21 protein-coding genes are annotated in these 22805 nt (G+C 67.0%); 14 read left to right on the forward strand and 7 right to left on the reverse strand.

The features are described from left to right. Nucleotides 1-6 precede the first annotated feature (6 nt). On the forward strand, nucleotides 7-729 hold the full coding sequence (locus CIK77_RS14080; protein WP_087054781.1) for a copper homeostasis protein CutC: 723 nt from the start codon (nucleotides 7-9) through the stop codon (nucleotides 727-729). Beyond that, a complete protein-coding gene (locus CIK77_RS14085) occupies nucleotides 726-1637 on the forward strand; it encodes an ROK family protein (RefSeq protein WP_087054782.1) in 912 nt (303 codons plus the stop codon). The genes CIK77_RS14080 and CIK77_RS14085 overlap by 4 nt, the downstream gene beginning before the upstream one ends. Before the next feature lie 79 nt (nucleotides 1638-1716). Here the strand turns inward: CIK77_RS14085 and CIK77_RS14090 are convergent, their stop codons facing one another. Further along, nucleotides 1717-2385, reverse strand: coding sequence for an NAD(P)H-dependent oxidoreductase (locus CIK77_RS14090; protein WP_249268575.1), 669 nt, complete (start codon nucleotides 2383-2385; stop codon nucleotides 1717-1719). On the opposite strand from CIK77_RS14090, the gene CIK77_RS14095 reads away from it, so the two are divergent. After that, on the forward strand, nucleotides 2384-2962 hold the full coding sequence (locus tag CIK77_RS14095; RefSeq protein ID WP_087054783.1) for a TetR/AcrR family transcriptional regulator: 579 nt from the start codon (nucleotides 2384-2386) through the stop codon (nucleotides 2960-2962). The two genes, CIK77_RS14090 and CIK77_RS14095, sit on opposite strands and share 2 nt — an antisense overlap. A gap of 7 nt (nucleotides 2963-2969) precedes the next feature. Here CIK77_RS14095 and CIK77_RS14100 read toward each other — a convergent pair whose 3' ends face one another. Further along, nucleotides 2970-3479 (reverse strand): macro domain-containing protein, encoded by a 510-nt coding sequence (locus CIK77_RS14100; RefSeq protein ID WP_087054784.1) that lies wholly within the window; start codon nucleotides 3477-3479, stop codon nucleotides 2970-2972. Nucleotides 3480-3536: 57 nt separating this feature from the next. Beyond that, entirely contained in the window at nucleotides 3537-4289 is a 753-nt protein-coding gene (locus tag CIK77_RS14105; protein ID WP_087054785.1) for a GntR family transcriptional regulator, read from the reverse strand. Between the two features lie 211 nt (nucleotides 4290-4500). Between CIK77_RS14105 and CIK77_RS14110 the strand changes: the two genes are divergently transcribed. The 9 genes from CIK77_RS14110 to CIK77_RS14150 all read left to right on the forward strand — a co-directional run bounded on the left by CIK77_RS14110 (nucleotide 4501) and on the right by CIK77_RS14150 (nucleotide 15883). Continuing rightward, nucleotides 4501-5577 (forward strand): substrate-binding domain-containing protein, encoded by a 1077-nt coding sequence (locus CIK77_RS14110; protein WP_170934116.1) that lies wholly within the window; start codon nucleotides 4501-4503, stop codon nucleotides 5575-5577. A gap of 35 nt (nucleotides 5578-5612) precedes the next feature. Further along, nucleotides 5613-7136 (forward strand): ATP-binding cassette domain-containing protein, encoded by a 1524-nt coding sequence (locus tag CIK77_RS14115; RefSeq protein WP_114347270.1) that lies wholly within the window; start codon nucleotides 5613-5615, stop codon nucleotides 7134-7136. Beyond that, nucleotides 7133-8116, forward strand: a complete 984-nt coding sequence (locus CIK77_RS14120) for an ABC transporter permease (protein ID WP_087054788.1) — start codon at nucleotides 7133-7135, stop codon at nucleotides 8114-8116. Before CIK77_RS14115 ends, CIK77_RS14120 begins: the two co-directional genes overlap by 4 nt. Then, on the forward strand, nucleotides 8113-9159 hold the full coding sequence (locus tag CIK77_RS14125; RefSeq protein ID WP_087054789.1) for an ABC transporter permease: 1047 nt from the start codon (nucleotides 8113-8115) through the stop codon (nucleotides 9157-9159). The genes CIK77_RS14120 and CIK77_RS14125 overlap by 4 nt, the downstream gene beginning before the upstream one ends. Beyond that, nucleotides 9152-10024 carry a 3-hydroxy-5-phosphonooxypentane-2,4-dione thiolase gene (lsrF, locus tag CIK77_RS14130; RefSeq protein ID WP_087054790.1) on the forward strand — a complete coding sequence of 291 codons (873 nt, stop codon included), beginning with the start codon at nucleotides 9152-9154 and terminating at the stop codon, nucleotides 10022-10024. Before CIK77_RS14125 ends, lsrF begins: the two co-directional genes overlap by 8 nt. Before the next feature lie 67 nt (nucleotides 10025-10091). After that, nucleotides 10092-11732: a glycerol-3-phosphate dehydrogenase/oxidase gene (locus tag CIK77_RS14135; RefSeq protein WP_087054791.1), complete on the forward strand. Its 1641-nt coding sequence runs from the start codon at nucleotides 10092-10094 to the stop codon at nucleotides 11730-11732. A gap of 14 nt (nucleotides 11733-11746) precedes the next feature. After that, nucleotides 11747-13240 carry an FGGY-family carbohydrate kinase gene (locus CIK77_RS14140; RefSeq protein WP_087054792.1) on the forward strand — a complete coding sequence of 498 codons (1494 nt, stop codon included), beginning with the start codon at nucleotides 11747-11749 and terminating at the stop codon, nucleotides 13238-13240. Next, complete coding sequence (locus CIK77_RS14145; RefSeq protein ID WP_087054793.1) at nucleotides 13237-15150, forward strand: SDR family oxidoreductase; 1914 nt, start codon at nucleotides 13237-13239, stop codon at nucleotides 15148-15150. The genes CIK77_RS14140 and CIK77_RS14145 overlap by 4 nt, the downstream gene beginning before the upstream one ends. Nucleotides 15151-15355: 205 nt before the next feature. Continuing rightward, on the forward strand, nucleotides 15356-15883 hold the full coding sequence (locus CIK77_RS14150; RefSeq protein ID WP_087054794.1) for a SecDF P1 head subdomain-containing protein: 528 nt from the start codon (nucleotides 15356-15358) through the stop codon (nucleotides 15881-15883). 161 nt (nucleotides 15884-16044) lie between these two features. On the opposite strand, the gene CIK77_RS14155 is transcribed toward CIK77_RS14150, so the two are convergent. Further along, nucleotides 16045-16836 (reverse strand): SDR family NAD(P)-dependent oxidoreductase, encoded by a 792-nt coding sequence (locus CIK77_RS14155; protein WP_249268576.1) that lies wholly within the window; start codon nucleotides 16834-16836, stop codon nucleotides 16045-16047. A gap of 70 nt (nucleotides 16837-16906) precedes the next feature. Between CIK77_RS14155 and CIK77_RS14160 the strand changes: the two genes are divergently transcribed. Beyond that, nucleotides 16907-17494 carry a TetR/AcrR family transcriptional regulator gene (locus CIK77_RS14160; RefSeq protein WP_087054796.1) on the forward strand — a complete coding sequence of 196 codons (588 nt, stop codon included), beginning with the start codon at nucleotides 16907-16909 and terminating at the stop codon, nucleotides 17492-17494. Nucleotides 17495-17616: 122 nt separating this feature from the next. Here the strand turns inward: CIK77_RS14160 and CIK77_RS14165 are convergent, their stop codons facing one another. The 3 genes from CIK77_RS14165 to CIK77_RS14175 all read right to left on the reverse strand — a co-directional run bounded on the left by CIK77_RS14165 (nucleotide 17617) and on the right by CIK77_RS14175 (nucleotide 19757). Continuing rightward, a complete protein-coding gene (locus CIK77_RS14165; protein ID WP_087054797.1) occupies nucleotides 17617-18831 on the reverse strand; it encodes a Fic family protein in 1215 nt (404 codons plus the stop codon). Between the two features lie 75 nt (nucleotides 18832-18906). Continuing rightward, nucleotides 18907-19137: a helix-turn-helix domain-containing protein gene (locus CIK77_RS14170; RefSeq protein WP_087054798.1), complete on the reverse strand. Its 231-nt coding sequence runs from the start codon at nucleotides 19135-19137 to the stop codon at nucleotides 18907-18909. Continuing rightward, nucleotides 19134-19757: a DUF2975 domain-containing protein gene (locus CIK77_RS14175; RefSeq protein WP_087054799.1), complete on the reverse strand. Its 624-nt coding sequence runs from the start codon at nucleotides 19755-19757 to the stop codon at nucleotides 19134-19136. Before CIK77_RS14175 ends, CIK77_RS14170 begins: the two co-directional genes overlap by 4 nt. 268 nt (nucleotides 19758-20025) lie before the next feature. Here CIK77_RS14175 and CIK77_RS14180 point away from each other — a divergent pair, with 268 nt between their 5' ends. Then, on the forward strand, nucleotides 20026-22548 hold the full coding sequence (locus tag CIK77_RS14180) for an ATP-dependent Clp protease ATP-binding subunit (RefSeq protein WP_087054800.1): 2523 nt from the start codon (nucleotides 20026-20028) through the stop codon (nucleotides 22546-22548). The last annotated feature ends 257 nt before the right edge of the window (nucleotides 22549-22805 follow it).

The raw sequence follows: 22805 nt of genomic DNA on the forward strand, positions 1-22805 counted from the left end.
GATCGGATGACCTTCTTCGAACTCGCCGTGCAGGATGCGCGGGGCCTCGCCGTCGCCGCGGATGTCCGCCCCGACCGGATGGAGCTGTGCACCGCGCTGTCGACCGGCGGTGTGACGCCGTCATCCGGGCTCATCGAAGCGGCCGTGGACACGGAGGTGCCCGTGCACGTGCTGGTGCGCCCGCGAGAAGGCGGCTTCGAGTACGACGAGAGCGAGAAGGCGCTGATCGTGGCGGATGCGGCGCAGGCCGTCTCGCTCGGCGCCGCGGGTGTGGTCGTCGGCGGGCTCGCGGATGGCGTGATCGACGAGGCTCTCGTATTGCGGGTGCGCGAAGCCGTCGGGGACACCGAGGTGACGTTCCATCGGGCGTTCGACCAGCTCAGCGATCTGGACGCTGGCGTCGAACGTCTCGCCGGTCTGGGCGTGACGCGCGTACTGACATCCGGGGGCGCTCCGTCGGCTCTCGAGGGCATTGAGACGCTCCGCCGGCTTGTGCAGCGTGCGGCCGGGCGGGTGCAGATCATGGCGAGCGCTGGCGTGACGTCGGCGAACGCCGGAACGCTGGCCGACACCGGAGTCGACGCCGTGCACGCGTCGGCGAAGAGGGCCGTGGTCGAGCGCTTGGCCGTCGGCCTCGGCAGCGCGGCCGGCGCAGGCGAGGTCGTGTTCCACACGGCGGACGCCGACGAGGCCCGCACGATCAAGGCAGCGCTGCGAGGAGAACGTTGAGCGCGCTCGGTATCGACTACGGCGGCACGAATACGAAGCTGCTGCTCGTCGACGAGAGCGGGGCGGTGCTCGCGCGGGAGACCGTGTCGACCGGAACGCTGGCGGAGCTCGGCGCTTCTGTTCATCGCTTCCTCGATACAGCGCCGGCGGCGGCGCAGTCGTTCGCCGTCACCGTGGCGGGAACGCTGGACCCGTCGACCGGAGTCGTGCGGCGCAGCGCGAACCTGCCGTGGCTGGACGGCGTGGCGCCGGCGGAAGTGCTGTCTGAGTCTCTCGGAGTCCCAGGTGTGGCCGTGCAGGACGGTGAGGCGGGGGCGATCGCCGAGGCTCGCTTCGGCGCCGGCCGGGGCAGCGACGAGGTGTTCGTGATTGTGCTCGGCACCGGCATCGCCGGGGCCCACGTGCTGAGCGGCTCAGTGCAGCGCGGTGCTCACGGAGGCGCGGGCGAAGTCGGGCATGTCCCGGTCGCCGACAACGGCGTGACCTGCTCGTGCGGCCAGGTGGGATGCCTGGAGACCGCGATCGGCGGGCAGCAGGTGGGTCTCCGTTGGAGAGATCGTGGTGCCGAGAACCAGGACGCGAGCGCACGGGACGTCGTAGAGGCAGCAGGTTCGGGAGACGAGGCGGCGGTCGCCGTCCTGGGCGATGCCGCCAGGGCCCTCGGCCGAGCGATCCTCAACGTGAGCGCTCTGGTGGACCCGGCGCTGATCGTCGTCGGCGGGGGTGTATCCCGCTCGCCTGAGTGGACCGTCGAGCCGGCCGTCGCATACGCCCGGGAGAACGCGACCTTCCACGTCGTGCCCGAGCTGCGGCTGGCTTCTCTGGGCGTGTGGGCAGGAGCCCACGGCGCGGCCGCGGTGGCGGCGGATACGTTCGTCGGAGCGAGAGCGCAAGCCGACCGACCCTGAGCCGAGTGGGTCGTCGGCTCACGGGACGCCTCCTGTCCGGACCGTCGTCCGCTCAGGTGCATCCAGCCTGATTCCTCGCTCACACGATCGCCGGTTCCCGCGTGGGCGCCGGTGCCGCCGAACGATCCCGCCCTGCGACCCTCGCAACGCGCTCCAGCCATCCGGCCCGCGTCGCCTCGCTCGCGTGGCGCACATTCGTGAATCGCATCGTGCGGACGGGGCGGATGCCGCAGAAGCTCAGCGTGTTCGCCGCGACCTGCTTCGCTGCGGTGTCGCCGGTGAACGGCAGGAGCCAGCGCGGGGTGTCGCTGGTGATGATCACGCGGCCGGAGCGTCCGGAGAGCAGGCCCTCCGGCAGCCCGTTGGAGCGGTAGCGGTAGGTGACCTTCGGCAGCAGAATGCGATCGAAGAAGCCTTTCAGCAGTGCCGGCGTCGACGCCCACCAGGTCGGTGTGGCGACGACGATGCGGTCGGCGGCGAAGACGGCATCGAGCGCGTCGGCGAGGTCGGACTCGAGGGGCTGGTCGCCGCGGTATCCGAAGTAGCTGATCGGATCGAAGTCGAGCTCGCGCAGAGCGAGCAGGCGGGCATCGCCGTGTGCGTCCGTGTAGCGGCGGGCGAGTGCCGCCGTGAGGGAATCGGGGTTCGGGTGGCCGTCGATGACGAGCGCGGACATGGTGCCTCCAGGGTTGATCTTGACAGTGCCCACAATCTGGACATTGCCAGGATCAACTAGAATCTTGCTCATGTCAAGATCGTCGGCGAGCTATCACCACGGCAATCTCCGCGCCGCGCTGCTCGACGCGGCTGACGCGATGCTGGCCGAGAGCGGATCCGCCTCGCTCAGCCTGCGCGAAGTCGCGCGGCGAGCCGAAGTGAGTCACAACGCGCCCTACCACCACTTCGCCGATCGCACCGCGCTGCTGAAGGCCCTTGCCGAGCGTCACATGTCGCGCCTGCTCGAGGCGCAGCGCACTGTGGCGTCTTCGTCGAACGCGTCGACTCGGCTGCGCGACGTCGGGCGCGCGTATGTCGGCTACGCCGTCGCCCACCCGCAGGGATTCGGGGTCGTCTTCGACCCGGAGGTGTGCGTGCCGGGGCAGCCATCACCCACGATGGCGCCGCTCATCGAGGCCAACGAGCAGATCCTCGCCGAGATCGTCCGCGACGTCGCGCCTGAGCTCGATCCGGATGCTCGTGCGAGTGCGGAGGCGGGGCTGTGGGCCTTCGTGCACGGGCTCGCCGAGCTGATCATCGCGGGTCATCTGCCGCCCGAGTCGGCGGAGTCGGCTGTCGACGGGCTCGCGGCGGTCATCGCTCGGTAGGTCGCGGCTACCGGCGTGCCTGCGCAATCGCCCCCGACACCCGCTCATGCACGTCCTCGTCGCGGGCGACGATCCGGATGGCCTCCGCCCGCGTCGCCGTCGACGACAGCGTCTCCACCGCCGCGGCGATCGCATCGTCGAGCGGCCACCCGTACACGCCTGCGCTGATCAGTGGGAAGGCGATCGAGCGCGCGCCGATCTCGCCGGCCACCTCGAGACAGCGGCGATAGCAGCTCGTCAGCAACGCCCGGTCACGTTGTCCGGCGGCGTAGTTCGGGCCCACCGTGTGGACCACCCACGTCGCCGACATGTCTCCCGCTGTCGTCCATCCGGCATCTCCCGTTGCCAGCCCGTGCGGGAACCGCGCGATGCAGTCGTCGAGCACTGCCGGGCCGCCCGCGCGATGGATCGCACCGTCGACGCCCCCACCGCCGCGCATCGCGTTGTTCGCCGCGTTCACCACGGCGTCGGTGCGCTGGGTCGTGATGTCGCCGAGGACTGCGGTGAGGGTGGGCATGGCGTCATTGTGCTCACGCAGCAACAGCGTTGCGCAAGCGGTCGGGGCGTGACCGCATCACCGGATGCCCACATAGAAGCGCGACGTATCACTGCGGTGCAGCGCGCTGTAGTACTCAATTCGTGTGCCATCGGCATCCCACGCGACTGACTCGATGGACAAAGCGGGCTGCCCGGCGTCGAGTGACAGCAGCTCGGCTTCCTGCGCGTCGGGAATCACCGCCTGAAGCCACCGGTCCGCACCGGAGACCTCGGTGCGGTAATTGCGACGCAGATGGTCGTACAGGGAGCGATTCTCAAGATTCGCTTTCGGAATCCCTGGGAACAGCGCCAGCGGAAGTGATGTCTCGACGAGCAGCCAGGGCGAGCCGTCTACGGAGCGAAGTCGGCGCAATCGAGTCACGCGTGCACCTCGGGGGATCTGAAGGGCTTCCGCTTCGCGCGGGGTCGCCTCGTCGTCGGTCTGTGCCAGCACACGCGTATGCACCGACCGTCCCGTGGCCTGCAGGTCGGCGAGGGAACCCGCGTTCGAACCGATGAAGCTCAGGTCTGATCGCGACGGGGAGACGAACGACCCCTTGGCCGCGATCTTGTAGATGTGGCCGCTGCGCACGAGCGCCGCGAGTGCCTCACGCACGACCGTGCGCGACACTCCGAACTGGTCGATGAGCTCGGCTTCTGACGGAAGCGCCTGGTCGGGTCGAAGCGCGTCATAAGTGATCGCCTCGCGCAGGGCCGTCGCCAACTGTTGCCACAGTGGCCGATCCGACGTTCGATCCAGCCTGTAGTCCCGTAGCGCGCGTGCGCTCATCGAAGAACCCCTCCTCGCCGCGCCCTGGTGTTCGCCGCGTCGATTGCTTCATCCATGTTGACACCTCTCTCGCACATCCCTATATTAACGTCATGACCAACTTGTCATGATGAGTTGGTTGTTACAACTCGCAATCACGCCGCCGCCGGATGCAACGGATGGCGGCGGCAACCGTCCGTCGCAACGCAGCGAAACCACAGGAGACACAACGATGTCGTTTCTCAAGTCATGGCGCACCGGCGCCGCCGTACTCGCTCTCGGGGCGCTCGCCCTCACCGGCTGCTCGGGCGGCTCGCCCGATTCAGATGCAGCACACGGGGAGGGGGAGCCGATCTCGATCGCCCTCAGCAATGGATTCGTGAATGGATGGCGCCTCACGCTCATCAACCAGGTCGAGAAAGTCACGGACGAGCTCCAGGAACAGGGCGTCGTAAGCGACTTCAGCTCGGTGAACGCACCGGGCGAGAACAGCGCGACCGAACAGGCGTCCCAGATCCGCAGCCTGATGCTGGAGGACCCGGATGTTCTCGTCGTCATCCCCGCTTCGTCGACCGCGCTCGTTCCCGTGGTCGAAGAGGCATGCGCGGCCGACATCACCGTCATCGTGCTCGACGCCGACATGGACGCACCCTGCGCCACGATCGTGAGGAACGACTACGCGAAGTGGGGGGAGGTGTCGCTCCAGCCCGCTCTCGACGCCATCGATGGCGAAGGCAACATCGTTCTCAACCGCGGTGTGATCGGTTCGCAGCCCGACGAGGAGTTCTACGCCAGGCAGCAGGAGATGCTCACCGACTATCCGGATGTTGAAGTGGCCGCTGAGATCAAGGGGTTCTGCGACAGCAGCACTGCACAGAAGGAGATCACCGGCATGCTGGGGTCGCTTCCCGAGGTTGCAGCCGTGCCCGGCTGCATCGGCGGGATGGGCATCGTCCAGGCATTCGAATCGGCCGACCGCGAGGCGCCCGTCGTCGTCTTCGACACCGACGGCAAGTCGCTCAAGTACTGGCAGGAATCGGGCATCGACAACGGCTCGTTCTCGGCGCTCACCGACCCCGGACAGGGCGTCGCTGCCATCTACGTTGCGCTGGAGAAGCTCGCCGGAGAGGACGTCCCCGAAGAGCTGATCCTGCCGCTGGTCGAGATCACGCAGGACGACCTCGACTACTGGGTCGAGAACCTCTCCGCCGATGAGTACGCCGCCTACCCCTGGGATGAGGAGAGCGTCTCCGCTGCGATCGACGCGGTCAACGCCGGAGAAGACGCCGAGGCGCCGGCGATCAGATAGCGAATCGAGAGCTGGACGAGCAACAGGACACGAACATGATGACCAACGCGACTGCACCTTCTCCAGCGCCGAATCGCGCCGAGCTGAAACCGCTATTGGTGGCGGCTGGGCTCGAGAAGCGGTACGGCAGTACGACTGCCATCGGCGGGGTCGATCTCACGATCGCGCAGGGCGAAGTGCTCGGGCTGGTCGGACCCAACGGTGCGGGCAAGAGCACGTTGACGCGAATTCTCGCGGCGCGTGAGCGGCCCGATTCCGGTACGGTCTCGCCATCCGGATCCTCCGAAGGGTCCGGATGGACCGAGAACCGTGCCCGCCGATTCGGAGTGCGCACGGTCTATCAGGAGCTCGCACTCTGCCCGGATCTGACCGCGGTCGAGAACGCCTACCTATCCGAGGCGCGCCCTACCGCCCCCTTCACCTGGAACCGCGCATCCGAACGGCGTCTGTTCGCGGTTCTCGATGAGGTGTTCCCCGGGCACGGCATCACGGTGATCCGGCGCACCGGCGACCTGTCGATGGCGCAACGGCAGATGGTCGAGATCGCTCGTGCGCTCTGTACTGATCGCTTGTCGCTGCTCATCTTGGACGAGCCGACCGAATCCCTCGACGCCGATCGTGCCGCTCAGCTGTACACGCATCTGCGTCGACTCACCGCGGAAGGTGTGAGCGCGCTGCTGATCTCGCACCGGATGCAGGAAGTCGTGGACAACAGCGATCGCATCCTCGTGATGAAGGACGGCATGCTCGTCGACACATTCGACGCCGCTTCCGTGACGGAAGATGAACTCCTCGTGGCGATGGGTGGAAGCGTCAGGGCGGATACCGAGACCATCAAGCGGGTGGCGCCGGAGGCGACCGATCGCGAGCGTGTCGGCGCCGATCACGTCGTTCTCGCCGAGATCCACAGCGGCATCGGCGCGTCGATGACCGCCCATCGGGGCGAGATCATCGGGTTGGCGGGCCTCGCCGGTCAGGGACAGGATGAGGTTCTCGAACGCCTCTGGCGCCCTCGGATGCTCGGGCGCGGCGTGCGCGTGCCTCGCGCACGTGCCTACGTGCCCGGCGATCGCCAGACATCCGGGATCCTGCCGTTGTGGAGCGTGGCAGAGAATCTGACGATCTCCGCCGGTCGCGTGATCAGCCGCTTCGGACTGGTCAGCAGTCGGCGCAAGCGCGAGCTCGCTGCTCATTGGGTCGACATGTTGAAAGTGCGCGGCGGGGCCTCCGCGCCGATCACGTCGCTCAGCGGGGGCAACCAGCAGAAGATGCTCGTCGCCCGCGCGTTCGCATCCGACGCGGATCTCGTGCTGCTCGACGACCCGTTCCGAGGTGTCGACGTCGCTACCAAGAACGAACTCTATGCGCTCATGAAAGCGGAAGCCGCGCGCGGGCGCTGCGTCGTCTGGTACTCGACCGAGAACAAGGAGATGGCGCACTGCGACCGCGTGTACGTCTTCCGCGCACGCCGAATCGTCTCGGCGCTCGAACGTGACGAGATCTCGGCTGAGCGCATCATCTCTGATTCCTTCGATGAGACCACAGGAGAGGAAAAATGACCTCCGTCATTTCTCACCCCCGTGTGCCGACCTCCTTCGGCACACGCGTCAGAGTCTCTGCGGCGCAGGGCTCGCCCGCGCTGCTGTCGCTGATCGCCCTCGCCATCATCTTCGTCATCGCCGTTGCGATGCAGCCGGCGATTCTGAGCGTGAACGGCCTGACGCTGATGCTGATGTCGTCCGTGCCGCTCGTGTTCGCGGCCCAAGCCCAGATGATGATCATGTCGGTCGGCGACATCGATCTCGGCATCGGCAACCTGATCGGTCTCGTCACGGTGATCGCCGCAACCTTCCTGCAGTCCGCCCCGACAGTAGGCGTGCTCCTTCTGCTCGGAATCGTGGTGGCCTACGCGTTGACCGGCCTCGTGATCCAGAAACGAGGCGTTCCCGCGATCATCGTCACGCTGGGATTGTCGTTCGTGTGGCTCGGGATCGGCCTGCAGCTGCTGCCCACCCCGGGTGGGCAGACTCCGAGCTGGGTGAGCGCGATCGGCAGCTGGAGACCCGACTGGATCCCTTCGCCGATTGTGTTCATCGCGATCGCGTGCCTCGTCGGCTGGTACATCGCCCGCTTCAGCCGGATCGGGGTCCGGATTCGTGCGCTCGGCAGCAGTCCCACGACACTGACGAAGCTCGGCTGGTCGCTGACCGCCACCCGAGTGACCGCATACGTGCTTGCAGCTGTGCTGATCATCGTCTCCGGTCTTCTGCTGGCGTCGCAGACGCGTTCGGGTGACATCAACTCGGCCGGGAGCTTCACCCTCATGACGATCGCCGCGGTGATTCTCGGCGGCGGGAACTTCGCCGGCGGTCGGGCTCTTCCGATTGGTGCGGCGCTGGGCGCTGTCACCCTCGGGCTGATCACCGTGCTGCTCAGCTTCGCCAATCTTCCGTCCAGCGTGCAATCCGCCGCACAGGGCATCGTCGTGCTCGCGGTGCTGGCGGGACGCATCATCACAGAACGGATCGCTCGCGCATGACCACTGTTGAAACCCCTGAACCGACAGCTGCGATCGTGTCCCGCCGCCCCCGCTTCATCTGGCCGGCATGGGCGTGGTCGGCCCTCGGCGTCATCGTGGTGTGGGCATCGATCCTGGTGCTGAACCCAGGTCCGCTGTTTGCCCCGCTGTCGCAGGCGCTGACTCTCGCTCCGTTCCTGGCGCTGGTTTCGGTTGGGCAGATGCTCGTGATCACGCTCGGTCCAGGCAACATCGATGTCTCTGTCGGCGCGATCATCTCTATGGCTGCCTACATCTCCGTCGCAATCGGATCCGATTTCGGCATCGCGCTGGGCCTCCTCGCGGCGGTTGCATCGGGGCTGGCGGCTGCTCTCATCAGCGTCGTCGCCATCCTGGTGCTGAGAGTGCCGCCGATCATCGCCACTCTTGCGACGAGCCTGATCGTCTCGTCCGTGGTGCTCGTCCTCGCCGACGCGAATCGCGGGGGATCCATCGCCGGCCTGCGCGAGTTCATCAATATCCGCGTGCTCGGCGTTCCGACCATCGCCCTCGTAGTGCTCGGGGTCACTCTCATCGTCGCGTTCCTTCTCCGCCGGACGATGTTCGGGCGGAGCGTCATCGCCATCGGCCAGAGCGAGAAGGCGGCATCGAAGGCAGGCATTCGCGTGAAGCTCGTCACGGGTACGGCTTACCTTCTCAGCGGTGGTGTTGCCGGTCTGTCAGGCGGGATCCTGGCGGCGCTGATCGCACCGAGCACAGTTCTCGGCACCTCCTACATGCTCGATTCGATTGCGGTCGTCGTCATCGGCGGCACGTTGATCGCCGGCGGCCGTCCCGTGGTCACCGGTGTTTGGACGGGGGCGCTGTTCTTCGTGATGCTCTCGGGGCTGCTCAATCTGGCGGGCTGGAGCCTCGGTCAGCAGAACGTGCTCAAGGGTCTTCTGGTCGTGCTCGTCGTCGTCGTCTCAAGCGGCGTCACCGGTACCGGCGGCACCGCACTGCGCAGGTTCACCCAAAAACTCACCCGACAAAACTCACAGAAAGCAGGTACTGCACATGGCTGATCTCGACGACATCCGCGACGGCACGGACTTCGGCGGCGCTGACGCGACGGACGCTGCGTTTCCGCTCAAGGGGGCATCCGGCCAGGACTGGGGAATGCGCAGTCGTCTGGCGAGGATCTTCGACCCGACGGACGCTCGCACGGTGATGCTGGCCTTCGACCACGGCTACTTCCAGGGCCCGACATCTGGCCTGGAGCGCCTTGACCGGTCGATCGTGCCGCTCATCCCCCAGGCGGACGCGCTGATGTGCACGCGGGGCGCGTTGCGCTCGACCGTGCCGGCGAACAGTGCAAAGGGCGTTGTTCTGCGGGCCAGCGGCGGGCCGTCGGTACTCAAAGACCTCTCCAACGAGCGAATCGCCGTGGCGATCGACGATGCGGTGCGTTTGGACGTGGCGGCGCTTGCCGTGCAGACATTCGTCGGGGGCGAGCACGAGACACAGTCGATCGAGAACCTGACCACACTCGTCGATCGCGGTCAAGCCGCAGGCATTCCGGTGCTCGGTGTGACGGCAGTGGGGCGTGACATGGTGCGGGATGCACGCTACTTCCGCCTCGCGACACGCATCCCAGCGGAACTCGGAGCGAGCTTCATCAAGACGTACTACGTCGAGGAAGGCTTCGAAACCGTCACGGCTTCGTGCCCTGTGCCGATCATCATCGCGGGCGGGAAGAAGGTCTCGGAGCGTGAAGCGCTCACCGTGGCCTACCGGGCGATGCAGGAAGGAGCGGCCGGCGTCGACATGGGGCGGAACGTATTCCAGTCCGAGCACCCGGCTGCCATGCTCGCCGCGGTGCGCGGCGTTGTGCACGACGACCTCTCGCCGGATGAGGCTTTCGCACTCTACGAGGACCTCTCCCACTGACCCGAACGTTTGGCTGCGGGCGCCGCCACGGCGGTGCCCGCAGCCACCCTGCCCGAAAGAAGACTGCATGCCCTCCCTGTCGACCTATCGTGAGCACGTTGAGGACGTCGACGTCATCGTCATCGGTGCTGGGATCAATGGCCTGGCGACCGCGCGGGAATCCGCTGCGCTCGGGATGAGCGTCCTGCTCATCGACCAAGACGACATCGGCTCGCGAACGACCGCGATATCGACCCGGCTGATTCATGGCGGCTTGAAGTACCTCGAGCGTATGGAACTCCACTTGGTGCACGAGTCGATTCGTGAGCGCGACATCCTGCTCGCTCAGGCACCGCACCTGGTGCATCGCTATCCGATGCTGATCCCGTTTGCCAAGAAACAGAGCCGACCCGGTTGGCTCCTGGCTTGCGGCTTGATGGTGTTCAACGCGCTTTCCTTCACGTCGAAGCTCCCCCTCAGCAGCGTGGTCCTGCCGAGACGCTTGGAGCGCGGGTGGCCGTCCGTGGCCGAGTCGGGCGTGAAGTGGGGCGGTCTCTTCCAAGATGCGAACGTTCCGCTGACGGAGCGGCTGACGTTCGAACTCGCCGGCGATGTCGAGCAACGCGGCGGTACGGTGCTCACGCACGCGCCTGTGGAATCCCTTCTCCGGGAGGGCGACCGCATCCGCGGTGTGCGCTACCGGGATCGCGTCGATGGCGCGCTGAAGACGGTGCGCGCTCGCGCTGTCGTCAACGCCGCGGGACCATGGGTCGACGCCGTGCTGGACCTCCTCGGTGAGCATGAGCGCAAGATCGGCCCGACCAAGGGCAGCCACTGCGTCGTCGACCCGTTCCCCGGAGCACCGGAGACATGCATCTTCTTCGAGTCCCCGGTAGACCATCGGCCGATGTTCGTACTGCCATGGCAAGGCCGATACATGATCGGCACCACCGACCTGCCCTACGAGGGGTCGATCGATGAGATGTCGATCGACAGCGACGAGATCGCCTACCTGCTCGGAGCCGTCAACGACCTCATCCCCCGTGCTCGACTCGAGCCGCAGGATGTGCTGTGGTCGTACTCCGGTGTGCGTCCGCTTCCGTTCGTGGGCGAACTCGACGACCCGTCGAAGATCAGCCGCGATCATCAGCTGATCGCACACGACGGTGCGGAGAGCGGTCTGTTCACCATCATCGGAGGCAAGCTCACAACGCACCGTGCGCTCGGAGAGCAAGTAGCCCGAGCGGTCGCCCGTGCGTTGGGCCGTGGGAAGCTGCCCTCGCCGACCCGTTCCGCTCGGCTCCCGGGCGCCCCGGCAGGATCGTGGCCGGAGTACCGAGCCAGGCAGATCCGCGACAGCGGTCTCGAGGAAACGATCGCAGCGCGCATCGTCAACACGTACGGTGTTGCCTCCGCTGAAGTCTTCGCCATCGTCCGCGCGGAACCATGGCTCGGTGAGATCCTCGACGAGGACACGTCGGCGATCGCCGCAGAGGTGATCCATGCACGACGCAACGAAGGGGCTCACACGCTTGAGGATGTGCTTCTGCGCCGCACGCTGATCGGCACCAATTTCGACGTGGGCCTGTCTGCGGCGCCGCGGGCGGCCGACATCCTTGTACGCGCGGGGGAATGGACAAAAGAGGAAGCGGACGCACAGGTCGAGAACTATCGACAGGCGGTTCGACGGTTCACGCCCCGAGCCCTTGCGCAATCGTCATCAGAGTAGAGGAGCAGAGTGCGATGAGGCACTGCTACATCGGAGTGGATGTGGGCTTGACGGCCGCGAAAGCCGGCGCGTTCGACAGCGAAGGCGCGGAGATCCGAACGTTCTCCGCGCCCAACCCGCGTGAAGCGGTGGCGTCCGACCGCCAGGAGATCGACATGGAGCGGCTGTGGCGAGTCGTCGCCGCGGTGCTCAAACAGCTGACCGACTGGCTCCGCGCGAACGATTGGGAACCGGCGGCGATCGGTGCCACCGCTGCGGGGAACGGCATATATCTCGTCGACGACAGCCTCCGTCCCGTGCGTGCGGCGATCGCTTCCAACGACAGCCGCGCTGAGCAGATCGTTGCGGCGCTGCCGTCGGACGAGGTCGAGGAACTGCGGCTGCGCACGGGGTCGGTGCCATGGGCGGGCCAGCCCAGCGTGCTGCTGCGTTGGCTCGTGGAGCATGAGCCGGAAACGATCGATGCGTCTCACGCGATCCTGTCCTGCAAGGACTGGGTGCGCACCTGCCTGACGGGCGAGCCGGGCGCCGACCTGTCCGACGCATCGGGCTGTGGATGGCTCAACCTCGTCGCGCGCGACTACGAGCCGGGGGTGTTCGACTTGCTCGGCATCCCGAAGAGCCTGATGCGATTGCTGCCGCCTCTGTCCGCGTCAAACGACGTCGTGGGGCGCGTAACGCGAGAAACTGCACGTGAAACGGGCCTTCCCGAAGCCCTCCCCGTCGTAGCTGGATGCATGGACACCGTAGCGAGCCCGCTCGGTGCGGGGTCGACCGAGGAATCCGACGTCACGGTGATCGTCGGGACTTGGGCGATCAACTCCGTCGCGGTCGCCACGACGGAAGCGCCGCCGCGCGTGACACTCAACACCTTGTTGCCCGACCCGGCTCTGATGCTTGCGCAGGAAGTCGCTCCCACGTCGGCGGCGAGTCTCGAATGGTACTGCTCGCTGATGTCGACCCTGGCCGCGGACGGCGTCACGTCACCTCAACTGATGCACGCGGCTTCCAGCGTCCCGCCGGGTGCCGACGGTCTCATCTTTCTGCCTTTCATTCACGGCGCACCGGGCCGCCCTGGAGCATCCGGCACCTTCCTCGGGCTGAAGGGAAGCCACGGATACCGTGAGATGGCGCGCGCCCTGATCGAGGGAATCACGCACTACCATCGCGTTCAGCTCGAGCGGATGCGTGTCAGCTGCACCGACGTCTCCGATGCTCCGTGGACGCTGGCCGGCGGGGGCGCGAAGAGCCCCGTGTGGGCTCAGATGTTCGCCGACATCATCGGCCGTCCCGTGCGTCGGCAGCTCGACACCGAACTGGGAGCGCGCGGCGTCGCCTCGCTTGCTGCCGCGGGAGCAGGGGCCGACACCGCCGCGTGGACTGTTGACCCCGATCCGACGCTTGTGATGGTTCCTGGTCCAGATCGCCCGTTCTATCAGAAGCACGCCGACCGATTCGATCGGATCCTCGACGCGATGGGCGAGGTCTGGAAGGAGAGCATTGCATGACGTACTCGGAACCGCTCGACCAGATCGTCGAGGTGTCGCGGCGCCTGGGGCAGGACCCGATGTTGGTGTTGCACGGCGGTGGGAACACTTCGATCAAAGGCACGAGCCGTGACATCACGGGCCAAGCGATCGACACCGTCTGGGTGAAGGGCAGCGGATGGGACCTGGCGACGATCGAACCTGAGGGGTTCGCTCCGCTCCGGCGCGAGAGACTCCTTGACGTGCTGTCGGTCGATTCTCTGTCCGACGAGCAGATGGTGAACGAGATCCGTCAAGCGTCGCTCCGTGCGGACGCTCCGACAGCCTCAATCGAGGCGCTGCTGCACGCGCTGTTGCCTGCGCGGGTCGTGCTGCATTCGCACGCCGACGCGATCGTCGCACTGACGAATCAGCGCGCCCCCGATGTCGACGTGCTGGGCGACGGTGTGATGGTGCTTCCCTATGTGATGCCGGGGTTCGAGCTTGCGAAGACGGTCGAGGAGGCTCTCGCGAGCGACTCGGACAAGGTGGATGCGATCGTTCTGTCGAACCATGGTCTGTTCACCTTCGACGACGACCCCGAGCGTGCGTACATTCGTCATCGCGAACTGGTCGCGATGGCAGAGACGGTCGTGGGGCTGTCCGGCAGCGTCGACGGGCCGGTGGCGCAGCGAGAAGGCGACATCCAACAGATTGCCGCACTCAGGAGCGAGATCTCGCAAGCGGCCGGTCGCCCGATGATCCTTACGCAGAGCACACACCACAGAGGGCGAGAATGGGCCGCGCTGGCGAATGTTGAGGCTGTTGTGTCGCGGGGAACCGCGACGCCGGAGCACATCATTCGCACCAAACGCGAGCCTCTTGTCGGCAGGGATGTCGAGCGTTTCGCGGCGTCCGAACACGCACGCTTCGTCCGAGAACGGGGGGATCGTAGCGACCTCGTAGAGCTTGATCCGGCGCCTCGTGTCGTGCTCGATCCGGAATGGGGCATGCTCACGGCGGGGGAGAGCGTGACGGACGCACGCATCGTCTACGACATCTACGATCACACGATTCGGATCGTCGACGCCGCCGATGCGATGTCGGGCTACGCCTCTCTCAGCGAGTCCGACAGCTTCGACATCGAGTACTGGTCACTCGAGCAGGCGAAGCTGCATCGGCGTCCGCGGCCCGAGTTCGGTGGTGAAATCGCTGTCGTCACAGGGGCGGCATCCGGAATCGGACGCGCCGTGGCGGAACGACTGCTGGACGGGGGAGCGGCTGTGGTCGGAGTTGACCTCAATCCCGACGTCACCTCCGCATTCGACTCGGAACGTTGGCGCGGCATCGTCGGCGACGTTTCGCAGGAGGACGTGTTGCAGCGCGCGGCAGAGACCGCCGTGCGAGATTTCGGGGGCGTCGACATCCTGATCGCGGCGGCCGGGGTGTTCCCACCGAGTGCATACCTCGCCGAGAACGACGTCCATGGATGGAACCTCGCGCTCACCGTGAACGCCACCGCCGTGGCACGAGCCCTCTCCGCATTTCATCCGTACCTGCGACAGTCGCCATTCGGCGGTCGTGCAGTACTCGTGTCGACGAAGAACGTGGCCGCGCCGGGACCGGGCGTCGCAGCGTACTCGGCCAGCAAAGCGGCTGCCGCGCAGCTCGCGCGGGTCGCTGCACTTGAATGGGCAGGCGACGGCATCCGAGTCAACAGCGTTGAACCGGATGCGGTCTTCGACACCGGGATCTGGACGCCAGAGCTGCTCGAAGCGCGTGCGGCGAACTACGGCCTCACGGCGGATGAATACAAGACGCGAAACCTGCTGGGCATCGAGGTCCGCAGCCACATGGTTGCGGAAGCGGTCGCGACGTTCGCCGGACAGCGCCTGCCGGCGACGACTGGAGCGCACCTGAGCGTCGACGGAGGCAACGATCGAGTGATCTAGCCTCGAGGCGGGCGCGATTCGGCCTGGTCGAAGCGCTGGGTCGCATCTGCGCTCGTCAGCCCGAGCCGGCTCCATGCCGACACCCGCGCCCGCGCGAGGTGGCGGCTGAGTCCGTCACGCAGCTCCCGCACGCCGATGCGCCCGGCCGGTGAACATTCGGGGAACTCCCCTGCCGCACGTGCCGCATCCGGTTTACGATGGCAGTGTGAGCCGTCGCACGCTGCCGACCATGTTTCTGCTCGCCGCTGTTGCGGCCGGAGCGGCGGGGTGTGCGATGCCCTGGACGCCCGCTGGAGGGAAGTCCGGCCCGCTCACCGCAGACCTGACCTTCGCGGCCGTCGTCGAGCAGACCGACCAGGAATGCCCCGCCGGCGACGCGACCGCGTTCGACACGTCGTGGCCGGGGGAGGACGGCGCCGCCCAGTGCACGTTCGTCGATCCGGATGAGCAGTTCATCGTGACCAGCGGGGAGATCGAGCTGGTCGTGCCCGAGGGCGAAGACGGCACCGCGCAGAACTACGTGACGATCAGCCTCGACGACGCCGATGCGACTGTGCTCGCCGAGCTCACCGAGACGCTCGTCGACCGCCCCCAGCCGCAGAACCAGCTCGCGATCATCATCGACGGCGAGGTCGAGTCGATGCCCGCCGTGATGGAGCCGATCGTCGACAGTGAGATGCAGATCTCCGGCGGCAACGACATGTCGACGGTGTACGACAAGCTCACCGGCTGAGCCGACGCGGGCAGCCACCGGCTGAACGCACCCCACCCGCAGGGACGACCGCGCCGAAAGTACCCCTTGGTGTCGAGTGGACCACTTGCATCCGGATCCAAGTGGTCCCCTCGATCACAAAGGGTACTTTCGCGGGGCGGGGCGGGGCGGGGACGGGCGCCCTACGCCGCCGACCAGCCGCCGTCGGACGGGAGGATGACGCCATTGAGGTTGGTGGCGTCGTCGCTGAGCAGGAACGTGATCGACGCGGCAAGCTGCGACGCCTGCGCGATGCTCGGAATCAGCGCCATGCCGCGCTGGATGCGCTGTGCGCCCAGCTCCGAGGCGAACTGGCTCTCGATGTTCGTGGCCACACCGCCCGGCGCGACCGCGTTGATCCGGAGCCCGCTGGTGGCGTACATGAACGCGCTGCTCTTGGTCAGCCCGACCACTGCGTGCTTCGACGCCGTGTAGGCCGCGCCCGCCGCCGAACCGCGCAGTCCCGCCTCGCTGGCGACGTTCACGATGGCGCCCTCGCCGCGCTCGAGCATGCCGGGCAGCACCGCCTGCATCAACAGGAAGGTGCCGGTCGCGTTCACCGACATCACGCGATCCCACGTGCCGCGCTCCAGCTCGTGTGCGGGCTGCATCTTGTCCATGATGCCTGCGACGTTCGCCAGGCCGTCGATCCGGTCGCCTGCTGCCGCCACGATCTCGGCCACGCCTGACTCATCGGTGATGTCCGCCGCGACTGGCGCGAAGCGCCCGCCCAGCTCCGCGGCGACCTCGTCGAGCCGCTCCTGGCTCACGTCCACGCCGACGACGCTCCCGCCCTCGCGCACGATCCGGCTGGCGGTCGCCCGGCCGATGCCGCTGCCGGCACCGGTGACGATGATGGTGCGCCCGTCGAAGCGCCCCTCGGTGATCTTCTCGGTCCACTCCTGAAGCTGCGGGCCTGCAGCTGCGTCGCTCATATCGAATCCCTTCTCATCCCGGATGATCCGAGCCATCCGGACAGCCATGTCCGGTATTAGGCTACTCGTCATGGTGACGGATGCGGAAGAGCGGCCTCGGAAGAATCGCGGCCCGGCGGCAGCGGCTGAGAATCGCCGTGCGCTCGTCGCCGCCGCACGTGCGGTCTTCGCCGATGACGGGTTCGCCGTGCCGTTCAGCGCGATCGCTCGTCGGGCCGGCGTCGGGCAGGGGAGCCTCTACAGGCACTTCCCGACGAAGATCGCGCTCGCCGCAGCCGTCTTCGACGACGACATCGACGAGATGGAGCGCCTCGCCTCGTCGCCGGATGCGACCTTCGACGGCCTGCTCGACCTCGTCGTCGCGCGAGCGGCCGTCTCCGCCGCGCTCATCGACGCGATCACCGCCGAACGCGACCAGCTCGTGGTGCAGCACCTCGGCATCCGGATGTCCGAGCTCGTCTCGCGGGTGATCGCGCGGGACATCGAGGCGGGCCGGATGTCGCCGGACGTCGACGCGCGAGACGCCCTCACGGCGGTGTCGATGCTCGCCCGCATCGTCGCCGACGCGCTCCCGGATGAGCGACCCGACACCGCCGTCCGCGCCCGCCGCGTCGTCACGCACGGCCTGCGACCGCGCGCAGTCGGTTCGCGGGGGTGAGTGCGCGCGGGGTCGCGAGCAATGGGAGGAGCTGGCGACCCGAGACCGGATCGACTGCGTTGTGTTCGGCGTCGGCCGGTGTCGTCGAGCCGGCCCTATCGCAATATCGAGATGACCGAGGGCTATCGCGACTTCCCGATACCGGAGGCTCCTGCGCCTCGGCGGCGGGCCCGGGTCGCGAACGCTTCGAGTGCGTCGAGCACGTCGGGTGCCTGCCACAGCCTGTTGCGGGCACCGGAGTTGGCTCGAGTGAGGACCTCCGCCTCCTCGAGGCGCGTGAGCGCGGCTGTGGCTGCGGCCGGTGTGACCCCGAGGCGATCGCTGACCGTGGCGACGTCGAGCACGGGCTGCTGCACGGCCAGGTCGAGCAGTCGCCATGCGGCGGAGTCGGAACGGGCGCGGACGCGCGCCGCCCACGCCGAACGTGTCTCGCGCAGTGCTGTGACCAGTGTTCGCCCGTTGCCCACACCGGCGAAGGTCGCCTCGGACATCCGGTTCACGATTGCGGCGGGGTCGCCTCGCCGATACTGGGTCAGGGCGTCGAAGTACGCGTCGACGTTCGCGAGCAGTCCGGCTGATACCGGGACGGCGACGTTCTGCGTGGCCCCGGCCGCGCGCAGCATCCCGTGCACGAGGGCTCGCCCCGTGCGACCGTTGCCATCGGTGAAGGGGTGGATCGTCTCGAACTGTGCGTGAGCGAGCGCGGCGTGCACGATGACGGGCAGGTCCGTGCGTGCGAGGAATCGCACGAGATCGTCCATCAGGGCAGGCACTCGCTCGTGATGCGGCGGCACGAAGTCGGCGTTGTGCGGAGAGAAGGCGCCGCCGCCGATCCACACCTGTTCGTCGCGCCATGCCCCGACCTGCTCTGGGGAGCTGTGCTCAAGCAGGGCCCGCTGCATCTCGATGATGGCCTGTGCATCCAGGTTCTCGGCGAACGCAATCGCTGCCTGCATGGCCTCGACGTTCGAACGGACGAGTCGTGCGTTGCCGGACCGCGCGGCTCCCAGGTCGGCAAGCGCCAGCTGTTTCGCGCTCGTGGTGATCCGCTCGATCTCGGAGCTCGACGCGCTCTCCGTTCGCAGCAGGACGGCGGCGAACGGCGCGGCGAATGCGCCGGACTCGGCGTCGAAGCGCGCCAGCTCCCTGCTCGCGTCGTCGGCGTGGGCGAGTGTGTCGGCGTCAAGGGCGGGGTGCGCTTCGGCGATCGTGCCGGGCACAGCGCTTCGGTACGGTCCGCGCGCGGCCAGGCGCGCTCGCCGCGACATCGGCTGATCGAGTCGCGGCTCCCACGGCCGCTTCTCGAAGGTGAGCTCTGGCCATCCGGAGTCTGTCATTCGACGCCTCCTTATTGAAGGATAAGTGCCTATCCTATAACAAGAGCATAAGTCGCCGTGCCTTATGCCTTCCGCCTATCCGCGCTCGCGCACCAGCAGCTCGCCGACCTCGCAGTCGAGCACGTCACAGATCGCCACCAGTGTCGAGAACCGGATGGCCTTGGCGCGGTCGTTCTTCAGCACCGACAGGTTCACGATGCTCACCCCCACCTGGTCCGCGAGTGAGGTGAGCGTCATGTCGCGGTCGGCCAGCAGCGCGTCGAGGCGGCAGTGGATTCCCGAGATGTCGGCCTCGGCGGGGGTCACACCAGGCCCTCCGTGTCTTTCTGCAGGCGGGCGCCGACGCGGAACGCCGCGGCGAGCACGCCGAACACCAGTGTCACGATCAGGGGTGTGAGTTCGGCTTCGAACAGCACGTTGTTGTAGTCGCGGTCGCTGATCGAAGCGAAGGCTCCGTTGATCGACATCGCGTTGAGCAGCATCGTCAGCCCCCACGCAAGTCCCGAGGCCAGTGCGCAGGTGCCCAGCAGGTGCTCGTTCGCCGGGGCGAAGATGCGTGTGCGGGCGATGTTGAGACACAGCCACGTCAGGCAGGCGACGATCGTGAGCATCGCGAGTGCCTGCACGACCACCTGGGCGACGAGCGCGAACACGGAGATCAGTGGGGTGTCGGGCGCCGTGATCGTCGCCTGCTCGACCTCGACCGTGCGCATCGTGCCGTCAGGGCCGATCGGCAGCTCGGCGCTCTCGTCGACGAACGGCGCAACGAGTCGGATCGTTCCTCCTGCGAAGGTCTCGACCAGGTGACTGGCCGCGACCGCGATGATCAGCCCCGCCATGATCACACCGACGCCGACTGCGCCGAACGCGAGCCAGCGCTCGTCGCGGCTGAGCGCAGTGCCCTCCGGCTTCTTTGTGCTGCTCATGATTCTGCCTCTCGGTCGTCGTCTGATCATCCGGATGCCGTCCCGCTTCGGCGGGCCCCACCGGCATTCGGCTTCATGAAAAACGATAACAACGAATATCGATAAGTCAAGCCATCGTCGTGCACGACGGGCGGCCGCAACCCGACGTCATCCGGATATGCCCAGGGCGAACACGGCGCCACGGGCGGCCGCGCCTCGTTACCGTTGAATCACGGCGTCAGGTGTATTTCGGCACCCGGCGCAAAAGGCCTCGTGCCCAAGGAGTGACATGTTCGAGAGATTCACCGACCGTGCCCGTCGTGTGGTTGTGCTCGCCCAAGAAGAGGCGAAGATGCTCAACCACAACTACATCGGCACCGAGCACATCCTGCTCGGCCTCATCCACGAGGGCGAGGGTGTCGCCGCGAAGGCGCTCGAGTCTCTCGGCGTCTCGCTCGACGGCGTGCGCGAGCGGGTGCAGGATATCATCGGCCAGGGCCAGCAGCAGCCCACGGGCCACATCCCCTTCACGCCGCGCGCCAAGAAGGTGCTCGAGCTGTCGCTGCGCGAGGCGCTGCAGCTCGGCCACAACTACATCGGCACGGAGCACATCCTGCTCGGCCTCATCCGTGAGGGCGAGGGCGTCGCCGCCCAGGTGCTGGTGCAGCTCGGCGCAGACCTGAACAAGGTGCGCCAGCAGGTCATCCAGCTGCTCAGCGGATACCAGGGCAAGGAGCCGGTCACATCCGGCGCCCCGCAGGAGCAGGGTCAGCAGGGCCAGGGCGGCTCGCAGGTGCTCGACCAGTTCGGCCGCAACCTCACGCAGGCCGCGCACGACAACAAGCTCGACCCGGTGATCGGGCGCGAGAAGGAGATCGAGCGCGTGATGCAGATCCTCTCGCGCCGCTCGAAGAACAACCCCGTTCTCATCGGCGAGCCCGGCGTCGGCAAGACGGCCGTCGTCGAGGGCCTCGCCCAGGCCATCGTCAAGGGCGATGTGCCGGAGACGCTGAAGGACAAGCAGGTCTACTCGCTCGACCTCGGCTCGCTGATCGCAGGTTCCCGCTACCGCGGTGACTTCGAGGAGCGTCTGAAGAAGGTCACCAAGGAGATCCGCACGCGCGGCGACATCATCGTCTTCATCGACGAGATCCATACGCTCGTCGGCGCAGGTGCGGCCGAGGGCGCAATAGACGCCGCCAGCATCCTGAAGCCGCTGCTCGCCCGCGGCGAGCTGCAGACGGTCGGTGCCACCACGCTCGACGAGTACCGCAAGCACTTCGAGAAGGACGCCGCTCTCGAGCGCCGCTTCCAGCCTATCCAGGTCAACGAGCCGGCGCTGCCGCACGCGATCAACATCCTCAAGGGGCTGCGCGACCACTACGAGGCGTTCCACAAGGTGCAGATCACCGACGGCGCGGTCGTCGCGGCCGCGAACCTCGCGGACCGCTACATCCAGGACCGCTTCCTGCCGGACAAGGCCATCGACCTGATCGACGAGGCAGGCGCCCGCCTGCGTTTGTCGATCCTGTCTTCGCCGCCGGAGCTGCGTGAGTTCGACGAGAAGATCGCCGACGTGCGCGAGAAGAAGGAAGCCGCCAGCGAGGAGCAGGACTTCGAGAAGGCCGCCGCCCTGCGCGACGAGGAGAAGCAGCTGCTCGGCGAGCGACTGCGCCTCGAGAAGCAGTGGCGCTCCGGTGACATCGAGACCCCGGCCACGGTCGACGAGGGCCTGATCGCCGAGGTGCTGGCTCAGGCCACGGGCATCCCGGTGTTCAAGCTCACCGAGGAGGAGACCAGCCGTCTCGTCTTCATGGAGCGGGCGCTGCACGAGCGCGTCATCGGGCAGGAGGAGGCGATCGCCGCGCTGTCGAAGACGATCCGTCGTCAGCGCGCCGGCCTCAAGGACCCGAAGCGTCCGTCCGGTTCGTTCATCTTCGCCGGCCCCACCGGCGTCGGCAAGACCGAGCTCGCCAAGGCGCTCGCGGAGTTCCTGTTCGACGACGAGGACGCCCTCATCTCGCTGGACATGAGCGAGTTCGGTGAGAAGCACACCGTGTCGCGCCTGTTCGGTGCCCCTCCCGGGTTCGTCGGGTTCGAAGAGGGCGGCCAGCTCACCGAGAAGGTGCGCCGCAAGCCGTTCTCGGTCGTGCTGTTCGACGAGATCGAGAAGGCGCACCCTGACATCTTCAACTCGCTGCTGCAGATCCTCGAGGAGGGTCGCCTGACCGACGGTCAGGGCCGCATCGTCGACTTCAAGAACACCGTCATCATCATGACGACCAACCTCGGTTCGTCGGCGATCGCCGGCGGCCCGGTCGGGTTCCAGGTCGAGGGCGACGAGCAGACGTCGTACGACCGGATGAAGGGCAAGGTCGACGAAGAGCTGAAGCGCCACTTCAAGCCCGAGTTCCTCAACCGCGTCGACGACGTGATCGTCTTCCCGCAGCTGTCGAAGCCGGAGCTCGTGCAGATCGTCGACCTGTTCCTGAAGCGGCTCAACGAGCGACTGCTGGATCGCGACATGACGATCGAGATGTCGCAGCCCGCCAAGGAGCGCCTCATCGAGATCGGCTTCGACCCCGCTCTCGGTGCCCGACCGCTGCGCCGCGCGATGCAGCAGGAGGTCGAGGACCAGCTCTCCGAGCGCATCCTCGCCGGGACGCTCGAGACGGGTCACCACATCAAGGTCGACGTCGAGGACCGGAAGTTCACGTTCGAGAACGCGCCGCGCGGCGAGCGCGTCGCGGTCGGTGTGAATGCCGGAGGCACCATCACCAATTCGCCGCAGATCGCCGCCCTCGGCGAGTAAGGCATCCGGAGCCCCCGTCGTCCATGCGGACGGCGGGGGCTTCGTCGTGCACGGCGGCATCCGAACTCGTACCTCCGGGTGTTCAACGTGACGAGAGTGCGCTGAGCCGCGGCACTATCGCCGAGGCACTACAGAATCCGGATGGTTCTGCAGTGCCTCGGTGATTCTGCAGTGTTTCGGATGCGATGCTGCCCCGCGCTCTCGCTCGGCAACCCGAGACGACCGGGTCGGGAACCCCAACCGAAACCGATCTGAGA

The sequence above is a fragment of the Microbacterium sp. JB110 genome (assembly GCF_003335195.1).
GTDB lineage: Bacteria > Actinomycetota > Actinomycetes > Actinomycetales > Microbacteriaceae > Microbacterium.

Excerpts from the sequence above, each read along its gene's own strand:
- CIK77_RS14105 (WP_087054785.1), bottom strand. The coding sequence starts at position 4,289 with ATGAGCGCACGCGCGCTACGGGACTACAGGCTGGATCGAACGTCGGAT.
- CIK77_RS14120 (WP_087054788.1), top strand. The coding sequence starts at position 7,133 with ATGACCTCCGTCATTTCTCACCCCCGTGTGCCGACCTCCTTCGGCACA.
- CIK77_RS14135 (WP_087054791.1), top strand. The coding sequence starts at position 10,092 with ATGCCCTCCCTGTCGACCTATCGTGAGCACGTTGAGGACGTCGACGTC.
- CIK77_RS14180 (WP_087054800.1), top strand. The coding sequence starts at position 20,026 with ATGTTCGAGAGATTCACCGACCGTGCCCGTCGTGTGGTTGTGCTCGCC.
- CIK77_RS14165 (WP_087054797.1), bottom strand. The coding sequence starts at position 18,831 with ATGACAGACTCCGGATGGCCAGAGCTCACCTTCGAGAAGCGGCCGTGG.
- CIK77_RS14100 (WP_087054784.1), bottom strand. The coding sequence starts at position 3,479 with ATGCCCACCCTCACCGCAGTCCTCGGCGACATCACGACCCAGCGCACC.
- CIK77_RS14160 (WP_087054796.1), top strand. The coding sequence starts at position 16,907 with ATGGTGACGGATGCGGAAGAGCGGCCTCGGAAGAATCGCGGCCCGGCG.
- lsrF (WP_087054790.1), top strand. The coding sequence starts at position 9,152 with ATGGCTGATCTCGACGACATCCGCGACGGCACGGACTTCGGCGGCGCT.
- CIK77_RS14110 (WP_170934116.1), top strand. The coding sequence starts at position 4,501 with ATGTCGTTTCTCAAGTCATGGCGCACCGGCGCCGCCGTACTCGCTCTC.
- CIK77_RS14095 (WP_087054783.1), top strand. The coding sequence starts at position 2,384 with ATGTCAAGATCGTCGGCGAGCTATCACCACGGCAATCTCCGCGCCGCG.
- CIK77_RS14090 (WP_249268575.1), bottom strand. The coding sequence starts at position 2,385 with ATGAGCAAGATTCTAGTTGATCCTGGCAATGTCCAGATTGTGGGCACT.
- CIK77_RS14080 (WP_087054781.1), top strand. The coding sequence starts at position 7 with ATGACCTTCTTCGAACTCGCCGTGCAGGATGCGCGGGGCCTCGCCGTC.
- CIK77_RS14115 (WP_114347270.1), top strand. The coding sequence starts at position 5,613 with ATGATGACCAACGCGACTGCACCTTCTCCAGCGCCGAATCGCGCCGAG.
- CIK77_RS14155 (WP_249268576.1), bottom strand. The coding sequence starts at position 16,836 with ATGAGCGACGCAGCTGCAGGCCCGCAGCTTCAGGAGTGGACCGAGAAG.
- CIK77_RS14175 (WP_087054799.1), bottom strand. The coding sequence starts at position 19,757 with ATGAGCAGCACAAAGAAGCCGGAGGGCACTGCGCTCAGCCGCGACGAG.
- CIK77_RS14140 (WP_087054792.1), top strand. The coding sequence starts at position 11,747 with ATGAGGCACTGCTACATCGGAGTGGATGTGGGCTTGACGGCCGCGAAA.
- CIK77_RS14125 (WP_087054789.1), top strand. The coding sequence starts at position 8,113 with ATGACCACTGTTGAAACCCCTGAACCGACAGCTGCGATCGTGTCCCGC.
- CIK77_RS14145 (WP_087054793.1), top strand. The coding sequence starts at position 13,237 with ATGACGTACTCGGAACCGCTCGACCAGATCGTCGAGGTGTCGCGGCGC.